The organism is Amycolatopsis albidoflavus (genome assembly GCF_039525725.1).
GTDB classification, from domain to species: Bacteria; Actinomycetota; Actinomycetes; order Mycobacteriales; family Pseudonocardiaceae; genus Amycolatopsis; species Amycolatopsis albidoflava.
This window is the reverse complement of the sequence record NZ_BAAAHV010000023.1, coordinates 115,386-128,963: the sequence shown is the minus strand read 5'-3', so window position 1 is coordinate 128,963 and position 13,578 is coordinate 115,386. Positions and strand designations below refer to the sequence as shown.

Below are 13,578 nucleotides of genomic sequence, written 5' to 3'. Positions count from 1 at the left end.
CTGATCGGCAAAAGCCTCGCCGAGCAGCGGATCCGGCACCATGAAGCTCACCGGCGGACCGGAGGTAGGGCTGGCCCCCGGACTCGGCTCCAGCTCAGCGGAGAAGATCGACCAGCGTCGGCACCGCGGCCATCAACGCCTCCCGCGAGCACCCCGCGTACCCCAGCGCGATGCCGTGCATCGTCGGCGTCCCGGCGAAATGGCGCGCCAATCCGTCGAGCCGGATCGAATGCTTTTCCGCCGCGGCGATCAACTGCGCCTCCGCCTCGGCGCTTTCCGTCGGCACCACCAGGTGCGCACCGGCGTCGTCGCCGACGAACGGGATCCCGGCGTTCGATAGCGCGGCCACCAGCACCGTCCGGCGTTCGGCCATTTCGCGGCGCAGCTTCCGCAGGTGCCGTCCCAAATCGCCGGTGCGCGCCAGCTCGACCAGCACCCGCTGCCCCGCCGGAGACGGACGAGTGCCGGTGAGATCTCGGTACGCCAGCACGGAATCCGCGACCGCGGCGGGCGCGACGAGCCAGCCCGCGCCGAGCGTCGGGGTGAGGATTTTGCTGGTGGTCCCGAGGTGCACGACGACGTCCGGGGCGAGCGCGGCCAGCATCGGCAGCGGGGCGACATCGAAGCGCAACTCGCCGTCGTAGTCGTCCTCGATGACCAGCATGCCTTCCGCACGAGCGCGTTCCACGAGCTGCACGCGCCGGGCCGCGCTCATCCGGCTGCCCATCGGGTACTGATGCGCGGGCGAGCAGTAAACCGCGCGCGCCCCGGCGGGAATCGCGTCCGGGCGCAGGCCTTCCTCGTCCACCGGCACGCCCACGACGGTGAGCCCGGCCTGCCGGAACGCTTGCACCGCACGCTGATAGCCCGGTTCCTCGAAGGCAACGACCGCACCTCGGCGCAACACCGCGGCGGCGAGTTCCACGACCGCCGCGGTGGTACCGCCGGTCGCCAGCACCGAGCCCGCCGCCAGACCGCGGTGGCGCAGCAGGTGTTCCGACACAGTCGCGCGATATTCCGGCAGCCCGGCGCGATGCGCGCGCGTGAGCGGCTCAGGGTCGGCGGCTGCGCGCCACGCCCGCCGCCACGCCGCGCGGTCAAGTCCGCCAGCCCACGGCGCGCCCGGCGTGAGGTCGAGCACCGGGCTCGATTCCGGCTCGGCGAGGAGCGAACCGGGCACCGTGACGGACGCCGCGGCGCGAGTCGGCGGAGTAGTCACGTAGGTGCCGGAGCCGTGCCGTCCGGCGATCCAGCCCTCCGCGTGGAGTTGCTCGTACGCAGCGGAAGTGACCGTGCGCGAGACACCGAGCCGTTCGGCCAGCGCGCGCGTGGACGGCAGCCGGTCTCCGCCGCGGAGGTGTCCGCCGGCCGCGGCTTCGCGCAGCGCGTCGGCCAGCTGCACAGCCAGCGGGGTGGCTGCGTCGCGGTCGAGGCTCACCGGCAGGGCGGTGTCGGCGTAGGACACGGCGGACCTCCGTTACAGCGAAGTGGACTTCTCAAGTGTAGAAGAAGTGGACATTCAACATAGCCACTTGCCGCCGCACACTGGACGCATGAGCAGCCTTTCGCCCACCGAACGCACCACGCTCGGCCGCAAACGCCACCGCGCCGCCAGCGAGCGCGCCGCGCTGCACGCCGTGCTCGACGAGGCGCTGATCTGCCACCTCGGCGTGGTCCGCGACGGCGTCCCGCTGGTGCTGCCCACCGGATACGGCCGCGACGGCGACACCCTGTACTTGCATGGTTCCACGGGCGCGGCCAGTCTGCGAGCCGCCGCCGGGGAAACCGACGTTTGCGTGACGGTGACGCTGCTCGACGGGATCGTCTATTGCCGCTCCGTGAACAACCACTCGGTCAACTACCGAAGCGCGGTAATCCTCGGCAAGGCCCGGCTGGTGACCGACCCCGAGGAGAAGATGCGCGGCCTGCACGTGCTCACCGACCACCTCTCCCCCGGCTCGTGGGAGCACGCGCGCGCGGTGAACAAGAAGGAATTCGCCGCGGTTTCGGTCATCGCGCTCGATCTGGCCGAGGCGTCGGTGAAGCTCCGCGCCGAAGGGCCGGACGACGAGCCTGAGGACGTCACCGCGAACGCCGCCTGGGCCGGGGTGTTGCCGGTACGCACGATCTTCGGCGAACCCGAACCGTCCGCCGACCTGCCAGCAGACTGGACCGTGCCCGACCACGTCGCCGCGCGCGTCACGAAGACAGCGGCAACCGCACGGTAAACACCGTCCGCCCGGGGCGGCTGTCCAGCGAAACCGTCCCGCCGTGCTCCACCACCAGCGAATGCACCACCGACAACCCCAGCCCGGTCCCGCCGGCGGCCCGGGTCCTGGAGTTGTCGACGCGATAGAACCGGTCGAAAATCCGCTGCTGGTCCTCCGGCGAAATCCCCGGCCCGGCATCGGTGACGGTGGCGACAGCCATCCCGTCCGCCGCCGTCACCGCCAGCTCCACCGGAGTTCCCTCGCCCGTGTGCACGGCCGCGTTCGCGAGCAAATTGTCCAAAACTTGCCGCACCCGCGCCGGATCCGCGTGCAGCGCCACGGGTTCCTCCGGAATCGACACCGTCAGCGGATACCCCGGACGACCGGCCCGGAACGCGTCCGCGGCCGCCGCGGCGACCTCGGTGAGATCCATTCGCCGCGGACGCACCGGCGGTTCCGCGTCCCGCGCGTCAAGACGGGCGAGCAGCAGCAAATCGTCCACCAGCACGCTCATCCGCGCGGTCTCGGCCCGGATCTTCTCCAGGTGCGCCTCGCGCTCCTCCGGCTCATTCGCGGCGGCGTAACGGAAAAGATCGGCATAGCCGCGGATCGACGTCAACGGCGTCCGCAGTTCATGCGAAGCATCAGCGACAAACCGGCGCAGCCGATCGTTCGCCTCAGTCCGAGCGGCCAGCGAAGACTCGATGTGGCTCAACATCAAGTTGAACGCCGTCCGCAACTCCTCCACCTCCGCGCCGCCGCCAGTGCCGGACGCGCGCACCGGCAAATCCGCAGTCGCGGTGAGGTCGTGCGAAGCGATGTCGTGCGCGGTACCGGCCATGTCCGACAACGGCCGCAATCCACGCCGCAGCACCACTCGCCCGGCGACAACGAGAATCGCCAGCGCGATCAGGAACGCGATCACTTCGATCAACATCAGCTGCTGCACGGTGTTGTCGAGGTCAGCCTGCGGCGCGGCGCTCAGCAGCACGGTGCCGGTCCCGTTCTGCGAAGTCTCCACCGGACAGGCCCGCACGCGGTAAGAACCCTGGCCCGGCAAGGCGATCGTGCGGAACTGGTCGCCGCCGGTCGCCTCTTCGGCGACCTGCGCCAGCGGCCGGACATCATTCGGCAACGTGCTGCCCGGCTGGGGGACGGCATGCCCCTCCCGGACGTCGAAAACCGCCGAATACCAGGAGTAGACGACTTCCGGATTGTCCTTCGACTCGCGCAGATGCGGCACCTGCGCGACCTGGCTGGTCTTGAGCTGCTCGTCGAGCCGCCGGTTGAGATAGTCGTGCATCAGCTCGACAGTCAGCGCGCCGACGATCGCGAACACCACCAGCGACAGCGCGCCCAGCCCGAACGCCAGCCGCGTGCCCAGCCTCGAGGCGCGCCAAGCCCGGTACCACCGGCGAGCCCAGCGCCCGATCCGGTTCACCGCTCCGCCTGTCGCACGGAATACCCGACGCCGCGCACGGTGTGGATCAGCGGTTCGGCCTCGGCGTCGAGCTTGCGCCGCAGCCGCGAGATCGCGAGTTCGACCACATTGGACCGCCCGCCGAAGTCGTACTCCCACACGTGATCGAGAATCTGCGCCTTCGTGAGCACCGCCGGCGAGCGCCGCATGAGGTAGCGCAACAGTTCGTACTCGGTCGGCGTCAGTTCGGCGAGCTGACCACCACGGCGGACTTCGTGCGTTTCCTCGTCCAGCGTGAGATCGCCCACCTGCAACGCGACCGTGCGGGTGTCCGGCTTCTCGGACGTCCGCCGCAGCACCGCGCGCAGCCGCGCCATCAACTCTTCGACGGAGAACGGCTTGACGAGGTAATCGTCACCCCCGCGGGTGAGGCCGGCGATACGGTCGGCGGTCGCGTCCTTCGCGGTCAGGAAAACCACCGGGACCTCGTTGTGCTTCTCGCGCAGCTTGTCGAGCACGGTGAACCCGTCGAAATCAGGCAGCATGAGGTCGAGCACGACGATGTCGGGAGCGAACTCCGCGGCGCGCGCGAGCGCGTCGGCGCCGCACCCGGCCGTCACGGCCTGCCAGCCCTCGTAACGGGCGACGGTCGCGACCAGGTCGGCGATGTGCGGCTCGTCGTCCACGACGAGCAGCCGCACCGGGTTCGGGTTCTCCACCCTGCCATCCTCCGCGACGTCCGCGCGGGCGCGCGAGCCGAAGCCCCGGCTGACAGCGACTCGACAGGAAACCTGTCGCGCGCATCGGGCATTCCGGGCAGACTCCGGACCGGAATCCACCCCGATCCGAGGAGCTCGATGACTTCCGTAGTGGACAACATCACCGTTGACTGCGCCGACCCGTGGAAGCTGGCCCAGTTCTGGACCCAGGTGACCGGCCGCCCGGTCGGCGAGGACGACAAACCGGGCGAGGAGGAGATCGGCATCACGCTCGACTCCGGCGTCACGCTGTTGTTCATCGCGGTGCCGGAGCCCAAGACGACCAAGAACCGGCTGCACCTGTGCCTGACGCCGGACGTGCCCCGCGAAGAGGAGGTGGACCGGTTGCTCAAGCTGGGCGCGACGCTGCATTCCGATCACCGTCGCGAGGACGGCAGCGGCTGGGCTGTCCTGCGGGATCCAGAGGGCAACGAGTTCTGTGTCCTGCGCAGCGCGGCGGAGAAGGCGTGACCGATTCGTTCGAGATCAACCGCGCCAACTGGGACGACCGGGCGCCGATCCACGCGCGCTCGGCGTACTACGAGTTCGACAAGTTCAAGGCCGATCCCGCGCACCTGAGCCAGATCGTGCTCTTCGACCAGCCGCGCCTCGGCGACGTTTCCGGGCTGCGCGCCATGCACCTGCAGTGCCACATCGGCACGGACACGCTGTCGCTGCACCGGCTCGGAGCCAAGGTTTCTGGTCTGGACCTTTCCCCGGCGTCGCTCGCCGAGGCGCGCAAGCTCGCGGACGCCACCGGCGCGGACATCGACTACCACGAGGCGAACGTCTACGACGCGGTGAAAGTGTTCGGCGAGAACGCGTTCGACCTGGTGTACACCGGAATCGGCGCGCTCTGCTGGCTGCCGAAGATCGCGCCGTGGGCGGAGGTCGTCGCGCGCTTGCTGCGGCCGGGCGGACGGCTTTTCCTGCGCGAAGGTCACCCGATGCTGTGGACGCTCGACGAGGAATCCGAACGCGCGTGGCCGAAGTACGACTACTTCGAGCACGACGAACCGCTCGTGTTCAGCGACGACACCACTTACGTCGACACGGACGAACCGGTGCGCGAAACGACCACGCACAGCTGGAACCATTCGCTCGGCGAGATCGTCACCGCGCTGCTCGACCAGGGCCTGATCCTGACCGGGCTGACCGAGCACGACACCGCGGCGTGGAACGCGCTGCCGAACGAGATGGAAGAGGCCGGGGGCGGCGAATGGCGGCTGCGCGACAACCCGCGCCGGATCGCCGCGAGCTACACCCTGCAGGCGCGGCGTCCCGCATAGAGTGCAAGGCATGACTCGCATCGCCGTCGCCGCGCTCGGCGGCACCATCTCGATGGCTCCCGGACGTTCGATCGAAGACGGCGTCGTGCCGCGGCTGAGCGCCGAGGACCTGCTGGGAGACCTCGGTTCCCGGCTGCCGATGGAAGTCACCGCGGCGACGCTCGCCGGGGTCTCGAGTTCGTCGATGGACTACGCGACGCTCGCCCGGACGCGGCAGTGGGGCATCGAGCAGATCGAGGCGGGCGCGGACGGTCTCGTGGTGGTGCAGGGCACGGACACGCTGGAGGAAACGGCGTACCTGTTCGACCTCACGTGGCCGTCCGACGCGCCGGTGGTGATCACCGGCGCGATGCGGAATCCGAGCCTGCCCAGCCCGGACGGACAGGCCAACATCCTCGCCGCGCTCACCGTCGCCGCCGATCCGCGCAGCCGCGGCCGGGGCGCGCTGGTCGCGTTCAACGACGACGTGCACGCGGCGCGGTGGGTGCGGAAGACGCATTCCAGCCACGTCGAAACGTTCTCGTCGCGGCCCGCGGGCCCGCTCGGCATGGTCGCCGAGGGAGCGGTGCATTACTTCCACCCGTCGCCGCCGCGCCTGCCGGTGCTGCCGGGAGCCGAGCACGTCGATCTCGTTCCGCTGCTGGAATCAGGTCTCGACGATTCGGGCGAACTGCTTTCGCTGGTGCTCAAGGGAGGCGCGCGCGGCGTGGTGGTCGCCGCCAACGGCGTCGGACATGTGTCGACCTCGACGGCGGACGTGATCGCGGCGGCGGAGGTGCCGGTCGTCGTCGCGTCCCGGACCGGCGCGGGCCCGACTTTCCGCAGCACGTACGGGTTTCACGGGTCCGAATCGAGCCTGATCCGGATGGGCGCGACGATGGCAGGCTGGCTGTGCCCGCGGAAATCGCGGATCCTGCTGCAGGTTCTGCTGGCCGCGGGCGTCGGCCGGGAAGAGATCGAACGGCAGTTCAGGCTGCGCGGCGACCTCGACCGCTGATCACGCCCGGGACGGGCCGTCCACAGGATTCGCCTGGTACGACCGCATCTGCCGGCCGCCCTGGCGGTAGACGTGCACGCTGATCGCCGGGTCCGGGCCGTCGTTGCGCACCTCGTGCACGTAGCCCGGCCCGAACACCCGCGACTGCCCGGCGCTCAATCCGTGCACCTCGGTCACCGCGCGCCCGCCCGGGGCGCGCCGCGCGACGGTTTCGGTCAGCCGCCCGGACACGACGGTGAACGCGCCGGTCGCGAAGGCGTGGTCGTGCAGGTCGGTGTACTGGCCGGGAAGCCAGCTGAGCAGCCAGATCTCCTGGTCCTCAGTGCGCTCGACCAGCGCGGAGAACCGCTCGTCGGGGTCGTAGCGCAGCAGGCTGCCCCAGCGCTCCCGGTCGGCGGCCACGTCGACGGCGACGCGGACCGGGTGGCGCAGGGCGGGGTTCTCGGGACGCAGCAGGGTGTTGTCCGGAACGGCGAACATGAAAGAAAGTCCTCACGGGAAGAAAGAGCGGGTGTCGAGCTGGGCCGGGCTGGGTTCACCGACAACAGCGACACGACATGCCCATGACGGGGCGGAGGTCGGCAGACCCCGGCCGCATCGTCATCTGGCACGTCAGCATGCCGCACAGAGAACCAGCCCCGGACCGCCCGGTCAACCCGTCTCACCCCCTGGACCGCGCCTGGTGAGGGCGGGTTCACACCCCGGACCTCGTGAGCGGCGACGCCGGTTCTCACCGGCGCGAGCACTCACGAGGCTCAGCTCCACTCCGGCTTCCGCGACCGCCCGAGCAGCTCCGCGCCCGCCTGCCGCGGGTCGACGCCCTCGTGGCACACCCGGAACATCGCGTCCGTGATCGGCATGTCGACCCCGGCCCGCTGTGCCAGTTCGCGGATCGACGAACACGACGCGACACCCTCCGCGACCTGCCCGCCGGCCGCCGCCTGCGCTTCGGCCAGCGTCTCGCCGCGGCCGAGCCGTTCGCCGAAGGTGCGGTTGCGCGACAACGGCGACGAGCACGTCGCCACCAGGTCGCCGAGCCCGGCGAGACCGGCGAAGGTCAGCGGGTCCGCGCCGAGTTTCGCGCCGAGCCGCGCCATTTCGGCGAGACCGCGCGTGATGAGCGTCGCCGTCGTGTTCGCGCCGAGTCCCATTCCGGCGGCCATCCCGCAGCTGAGCGCGATCACGTTCTTGCACGCGCCGCCCAGCTCGCAGCCCACCACGTCGGTGTTGGTGTAGGGCCGGAAATACGGGTTCGACGTCGCCTGCTGCACCGCTTTCGCCCGCTCGTGATCGACGCACGCGACCACCGCGGCGGCAGGCTGCCCGTCGGCGATCTCGCGAGCCAGGTTCGGCCCGGACACCACCACGATCTCGCCCGGATCGACGCGCGCGAGTTCGGCGATCACCTCGCTCATCCGCTTGAGCGTGCCCAGTTCCACGCCCTTGGCCAGGCTGACCAGGATCGCTTCCGGCGGCAGCAGCGGCTGCCAGCCGGTGAGGTTCGCGCGCAGGCTCTGGCTCGGCACCCCGAGCACCACCGCCTGCGCGCCGTCCAGAGCCGCGGCGGCGTCGGCGGTCGCGGTGATCCGCTCCGGCAACGACGTTCCCGGCAGATACGACTCGTTGGTGTGCCGCTCCCGGATCTCCTCCGCGACGCTTTCCCGGCGCGCCCACATCGTCACGTCCCGGCCCGCGTCGCCGAGCACCTTCGCGAACGCGGTGCCCCACGAACCCGCGCCGAGCACGGTGACCCGTTGCACGTCGGCGGCGAAACCCGCCATCAGGCACCGTCCTCCGGCTTCTCGGTCTCCGCCTTGGTTTCCGAAACCGCGTCCGTTTCCGGCTTCTTCACCGGCGGTTCCTCCTGCCGGATCTCCACCAGCAGGCGGGTCACCTCGTCCATCAGCACCGCGGTGACCTCGCGCAGCATCGAGGCGCTGCGCGGGTTCCCGCCCCGGTACGCGGACAGGTCGATCGGGTCGCCGACCAGGTGCGTCACCGTCTTGCGCGGGAGCGGCGTGAACTTCTTGGTGTAGCCGTTGAAGATCTTGTTCGTGCCCCAGCGCGCGATCGGGATCACCGGCACGTCGTTCTGCAGCGCCAGCCGCGCCGCGCCGCTGTAGGCCTCCTTCGGCCAGCCCAGCGGGTCCTTCGTGATGGTGCCCTCGGGGTAGATCACGATGACCTTGCCCTCCTCGAGCGCCTGGTGCGCGGCCTTGAGGCTGTCGCCGGCCGCGCTCGACCCGCGCGCCACCGGGATCTGCCCGGACCCGGTCACGATCCGGCCGAAGACCGGCACGTCCTTCAGGCTCGCCTTGAGGAAGAACCGCGGCACCCGCTTCTGCCGGTGCACGAACACCGCGTCGACCGCCGGGTCCAGGTGCGAGATGTGGTTCATCACCAGGATCGCGGGCCCTTGCCGGGGGATTTTCTCCGCGCCGAGGTACACCCGCTTGCCGATCGCGGTCAGCGGGTAGAACGCGGCGGCGGCCAGCCCCACCCAGAATCCGCCCTTCTCACGCCGTGCCACAGTCTCCTCCTCGGGTCGCCTCTGCTCCGGGTGATCCTGCCGCCCGCCGGTTCGCGCAGTCCAGGGAGGGTGCGCTCATGCACGCGTCCGGCGGGTTTCGGGTAAAGATGGACAGGTGGACGCAGACCTGGTCATGCCGCTGAAACCGCCGCGCACGGGCAAGTCCCGGCTGCGCGGGGCGGTCGCCGAGCACCGGCACGCGGAGCTGGTGCTGGCGCTGGCCTGCGACACGCTGGCCGCGGTCACCTCGGTCGCCGGGGTCCGGCGCGTGCTCGTCGTCACCGCCGATCCGGCCGCGCTGTCCGAATTGGCCGGTCTCGGCGTCGAACTGGTCGCCGAGCCCGCGGGCGGCGGGCTCAACGAAGCGCTGCGCCATGGTGCGGAGCTGCTGCGCGCGGACGCGCCGGACGGAGTAGTCGGCGCGCTCCAAGCGGATCTTCCGGCGTTGCGCGCGGTGGATCTGGAGCAGGCGCTGACCGAAGCCGCCGGCCGCCGCGCGGTGGTGTTCGACCGGCAGGGCACCGGGACCACGCTGTTGCTGTCCGCTCCGGGGAAACCTCTCGACCCGCGGTTCGGCGCCGGCTCCGCGGAACTGCATCGCGCGTCCGGTGCGATTCCGCTCACCCAAGCGCTGCCTTCGCTGCGCAGCGACGTCGACACCGAAGATGATCTCCGCCACGCCGCGAAACTCGGTCTCGGCAAGCGCACGGCAGCATTGCTCCCGGCCGAACGGGCGCAATTGCGCTGACGTGTTCACTCGACCTTCATCGCGGCCTGCGCAAACCGCGGCTTCGTAGTGAACAATGGGCAGCGTGAGCACAGAAGACGGCAGCACTCCGGCCCGGCGGCGCGTGAAAAGCGGCAGCAGCGCGACCCCCTCGTCCCCGGCCCCGCGCTCCGCGGGCAGGAAGACGACCTCGCGCGGGAACGCCGACTCCGCCGCAGCCCGTCAGGCGAAACCCAAGGCGGCTCCGGCGGAAGACGCCGCCAAACCGGCCAAGCGCAAGACCGCCGCGTCGAGCGCGCTGCGCACCACGGCGAAGAAGCCCTCCGCGCCGCCCGCCGTCTCCAAGGCCGCCGTGCGGCCGCGCCGGACCACGACCGAGAGCGGCGAGGAATTCCGCTCCGTTCCGTCGGCCCCGCCCGCCGTCACGTCCGCGCCCACCGCCGTCGAGTCGCTTCCCGACGACCGTTATTTCAACCGCGAGCTGTCCTGGCTCGACTTCAACGCCCGCGTGCTCGCGCTGGCCGAGGACGAATCGCAGCCGCTGCTCGAACGAGCGAAGTTCCTCGCCATTTTCGCGTCCAATTTGGACGAGTTCTACATGGTCCGGGTCGCCGGGCTGAAACGGCGCGACGGCACCGGCCTGTCGGTGCGCAGCGCGGACGGGCTCACGCCGCGCGAACAGCTGGACTACATCGCCAAGCGCAACCAGGACCTGGTCGAGCGGCACACCGCCGCATTCAAGGAGCATCTGCGCCCGCAGCTGGCCGAGCAGGACATCCGGATCGTCGGCTGGGCCGACCTGTCCGGGGCCGAGCAGCTCCGGCTGTCGAGCTACTTCTCCGAGCAGATCTTCCCGGTGCTCACGCCGCTCGCGGTCGACCCGGCGCACCCGTTCCCGTACATCTCGGGGCTGTCGCTCAACCTCGCGGTCACCGTGCGGGATCCGCAGGGCGGCCTCGAACGGTTCGCGCGCGTGAAGGTGCCGAGCAACGTGCCGCGGCTGATGCGCGTGGAAACCGAACGCGGCAGCCGCACCGCCACGTTCCTGCCGCTCGAGGAACTGATCTCCGCGCACCTGAGCGATCTGTTCACCGGCATGGAGGTGACCGAGCACCACGTCTTCCGCGTCACCCGCAACGCCGACTTCGAGGTCGAGGAAGACCGCGACGAGGACCTGTTGCAGGCGCTGGAACGCGAGCTGGCGCAGCGCCGGTTCGGCCCGCCGGTGCGGCTCGAGGTCGCGCAGGACATGAGCGAGCACATGCTCGAACTGCTGCTGCGCGAGCTGGAAGTCGACCCCGAGGACGTCGTCGAGGTGCCCGGGCTGCTCGACCTCACCTGCCTGTTCCAGCTGTCCGCGGTCGACCGCAAGGAGTTGAAGGACCGGCCGTTCGTGCCCGCGACGCATCCGGCGTTCGGCGAACGCGAGACGCCCAAGAGCGTTTTCGCGACGCTGCGCGAGGGCGACGTCCTGGTGCACCACCCGTACGATTCGTTCTCCACGAGCGTGCAGCGGTTCATCGAACAGGCCGCGGCCGATTCGAAGGTGCTGGCGATCAAGCAGACGCTGTACCGGACGTCCGGCGATTCGCCGATCGTGGACGCGCTGATCGACGCCGCCGAGGCGGGCAAGCAGGTCGTGGCGCTGGTCGAGATCAAGGCGCGGTTCGACGAGCAGGCCAACATCACCTGGGCGCGCACGCTGGAACGCGCGGGCGTGCACGTGGTGTACGGCTTGGTGGGTCTCAAAACGCACTGCAAGGTGTCGATGGTGGTGCGGCAGGAGGGTTCGACCATCCGCCGCTACTGCCACATCGGCACCGGCAACTACAACCCGAAGACCGCGCGGCTGTACGAAGACCTCGGCCTGCTCACCGCGGACCCGAGCATCGGCGCGGACATCACGGACCTGTTCAACGTCCTCACCGGCTACTCGCGCCAGGACACCTACCGCACGATCCTCACGTCGCCGCACGGCATCCGGCGCGGCATCGTGCGCGCGATCGGCGAGGAGATCGAACTCGCGCGCGCCGGGCTCGACGCGGGCATCCGGATCAAGTGCAACTCGCTCGTTGACGAGCAGGTGATCGACGCGCTGTACCACGCGTCGCAGGCCGGGGTTCCGGTCGACGTGGTGGTGCGCGGGATCTGCTCGCTGAAGCCGGGCGTCGAAGGCTTGAGCGAGAACATCCGCGTCCGCTCGATCCTCGGCCGGTTCCTGGAACACTCGCGGGTGTTCAACTTCCGCGCGGGCGGCACGCACTGGATCGGCAGCGCGGACATGATGCACCGCAACCTCGACCGCCGGATCGAGGCGCTGGTGCGGGTCAAGGACCCGCGGCTGACGCGGCAGCTGGACGACGTGTTCGATTCGGCGCTCGACCCGCACACTCGCTGCTGGGTGCTCAGTTCCTCGGGCGAATGGCAGCCGTTCCCGGCCGCCGGTTCGCAGGTGCGCGACCACCAGCTCGAACTCGCGAAGCGGCACGGGGCCGTCGGATGAGCGTGGACGTCCGGGCCGCCGGCGCGGTGCTCTGGCGCCGCGCCGAGGACGGGTTCGAGGTCGCCCTCGTGCACCGGCCCCGCTACGACGATTGGTCGCTGCCGAAGGGAAAGGTCGACCCCGGCGAGACGATCGCGGCCACCGCGGTGCGCGAGATCGCCGAGGAGACCGGATTCCGCGCGGTGCTGGGCCGCTACGTCGCGCAGACGAGGTACGAGGTCCCCGCGAAGAACAACGGACGGCTGCTGCGCAAGAGCGTCGACTACTTCAGCGGCGAAGCCGTTTCCGGGGCCTTCGAGCCCAACGAAGAGGTCGACGAACTGCGCTGGCTGGACCCGGTCACCGCCGAGCAGTTGCTCACGCGACCGGCGGATGTCCGGGTGCTGCGCGAGTTCTGCGCCCTCCCGCCCGCGCCGACGACGGTGTTGCTGGTGCGCCACGCCAAGGCAGGCAAACGCGAGGACTGGACCGGCGACGACGACCTCCGCCCGCTGTCGGAAGCCGGTCAGCGCCAGGCGGCCGCGCTGCGGGAGCTGCTGCCGCTCTTCGGCCCCGACCGGGTGTTCTCCGCGCCGCGGCTGCGGTGCGTGCAGACCGTCGGCGGAGTCGCGGACGCGCTCGGCGTCGAGGTGGCGCACGAGCCGCTGCTGTCGGAGGAGGGCTACTGGCCCGACCCGCTGCTGGGAATCCGCCGCCTGCTGGCGATCGCGGCCGAGGGAGGCACTCCCGTCATCAGCAGCCAGGGCGGCGTGATCCCGGACCTGGTGAGCGCACTGGCGGACCGGGACGGCCTGGAGCTGCCCGCCGCCCGCGACGGAGTGGTGCCGAGCAAGAAGGGCTCGCTGTGGGTCCTGTCGTTCCATCCCGGCGACGACGGACCGGTTCTGGTGGGCGCGGATTATTACCCGAGTCCCCTTCCCGCTCCGGTGCCTTCGGCGAGCTGATCTTTTCGCGGGCCCGGCGTCGCTTCGGCCGCGCCGGGCCCTTCTCGTAAGCGCGACAGCCCGCCATTCGCCGGGCCGCGGATTCTATAGAGACCGTATTGCTGAGCGACGCTCAGGACTTATCCCCGGTCCCGGCATAAGCGACGTCCGAGACAGCCGCCGAGGGGTTTAATTACCCCCGGCGGGGATTTATCTCCGGG

General features: G+C 70.3%; 13 protein-coding genes. 7 read left to right on the top strand and 6 right to left on the bottom strand.

Annotated elements, in window-relative coordinates:
• Positions 1–94 precede the first annotated feature (94 nt).
• A complete protein-coding gene (gene pdxR / locus ABD156_RS37830) occupies positions 95–1,465 on the bottom strand; it encodes a MocR-like pyridoxine biosynthesis transcription factor PdxR (protein ID WP_344285695.1) in 1,371 nt (456 codons plus the stop codon).
• 88 nt (positions 1,466–1,553) lie between these two features.
• On the opposite strand from pdxR, the gene ABD156_RS37825 reads away from it, so the two are divergent.
• Positions 1,554–2,228: a pyridoxamine 5'-phosphate oxidase family protein gene (locus tag ABD156_RS37825; protein WP_344285693.1), complete on the top strand. Its 675-nt coding sequence runs from the start codon at positions 1,554–1,556 to the stop codon at positions 2,226–2,228.
• Here ABD156_RS37825 and ABD156_RS37820 read toward each other — a convergent pair.
• Both ABD156_RS37820 and ABD156_RS37815 read right to left on the bottom strand, forming a co-directional pair.
• Complete coding sequence (locus ABD156_RS37820) at positions 2,200–3,651, bottom strand: sensor histidine kinase (RefSeq protein ID WP_344285690.1); 1,452 nt, start codon at positions 3,649–3,651, stop codon at positions 2,200–2,202. The two genes, ABD156_RS37825 and ABD156_RS37820, sit on opposite strands and share 29 nt — an antisense overlap.
• Positions 3,648–4,349, bottom strand: a complete 702-nt coding sequence (locus ABD156_RS37815) for a response regulator transcription factor (protein WP_344285687.1) — start codon at positions 4,347–4,349, stop codon at positions 3,648–3,650. The genes ABD156_RS37820 and ABD156_RS37815 overlap by 4 nt, the downstream gene beginning before the upstream one ends.
• Positions 4,350–4,487: 138 nt before the next feature.
• On the opposite strand from ABD156_RS37815, the gene ABD156_RS37810 reads away from it, so the two are divergent.
• Genes ABD156_RS37810 through ABD156_RS37800 form a run of 3 tightly spaced genes read left to right on the top strand, consistent with a single transcriptional unit; the run spans position 4,488 to position 6,674 of the window.
• A complete protein-coding gene (locus tag ABD156_RS37810; protein WP_344285685.1) occupies positions 4,488–4,859 on the top strand; it encodes a VOC family protein in 372 nt (123 codons plus the stop codon).
• A complete protein-coding gene (locus ABD156_RS37805) occupies positions 4,856–5,677 on the top strand; it encodes a class I SAM-dependent methyltransferase (protein WP_344285682.1) in 822 nt (273 codons plus the stop codon). Before ABD156_RS37810 ends, ABD156_RS37805 begins: the two co-directional genes overlap by 4 nt.
• A gap of 10 nt (positions 5,678–5,687) precedes the next feature.
• Positions 5,688–6,674, top strand: a complete 987-nt coding sequence (locus ABD156_RS37800) for an asparaginase (protein ID WP_344285679.1) — start codon at positions 5,688–5,690, stop codon at positions 6,672–6,674.
• On the opposite strand, the gene ABD156_RS37795 is transcribed toward ABD156_RS37800, so the two are convergent.
• The 3 genes from ABD156_RS37795 to ABD156_RS37785 all read right to left on the bottom strand — a co-directional run bounded on the left by ABD156_RS37795 (position 6,675) and on the right by ABD156_RS37785 (position 9,204).
• Complete coding sequence (locus tag ABD156_RS37795) at positions 6,675–7,154, bottom strand: cysteine dioxygenase (protein WP_344285676.1); 480 nt, start codon at positions 7,152–7,154, stop codon at positions 6,675–6,677. It abuts the gene before it with no gap.
• Positions 7,155–7,429: 275 nt separating this feature from the next.
• Positions 7,430–8,455, bottom strand: a complete 1,026-nt coding sequence (locus ABD156_RS37790; RefSeq protein ID WP_344285673.1) for an NAD(P)H-dependent glycerol-3-phosphate dehydrogenase — start codon at positions 8,453–8,455, stop codon at positions 7,430–7,432.
• Positions 8,455–9,204: a lysophospholipid acyltransferase family protein gene (locus ABD156_RS37785; protein ID WP_344285670.1), complete on the bottom strand. Its 750-nt coding sequence runs from the start codon at positions 9,202–9,204 to the stop codon at positions 8,455–8,457. The genes ABD156_RS37790 and ABD156_RS37785 overlap by 1 nt, the downstream gene beginning before the upstream one ends.
• 115 nt (positions 9,205–9,319) lie before the next feature.
• Here ABD156_RS37785 and cofC point away from each other — a divergent pair, with 115 nt between their 5' ends.
• Genes cofC through ABD156_RS37770 form a run of 3 tightly spaced genes read left to right on the top strand, consistent with a single transcriptional unit; the run spans position 9,320 to position 13,378 of the window.
• Positions 9,320–9,952: a 2-phospho-L-lactate guanylyltransferase gene (gene cofC / locus ABD156_RS37780; protein WP_344285667.1), complete on the top strand. Its 633-nt coding sequence runs from the start codon at positions 9,320–9,322 to the stop codon at positions 9,950–9,952.
• A 55-nt stretch (positions 9,953–10,007) separates the two neighbouring features.
• Positions 10,008–12,434 carry an RNA degradosome polyphosphate kinase gene (locus tag ABD156_RS37775; protein WP_344285665.1) on the top strand — a complete coding sequence of 809 codons (2,427 nt, stop codon included), beginning with the start codon at positions 10,008–10,010 and terminating at the stop codon, positions 12,432–12,434.
• Positions 12,431–13,378 carry an NUDIX hydrolase gene (locus ABD156_RS37770; protein ID WP_344285662.1) on the top strand — a complete coding sequence of 316 codons (948 nt, stop codon included), beginning with the start codon at positions 12,431–12,433 and terminating at the stop codon, positions 13,376–13,378. The genes ABD156_RS37775 and ABD156_RS37770 overlap by 4 nt, the downstream gene beginning before the upstream one ends.
• The last annotated feature ends 200 nt before the right edge of the window (positions 13,379–13,578 follow it).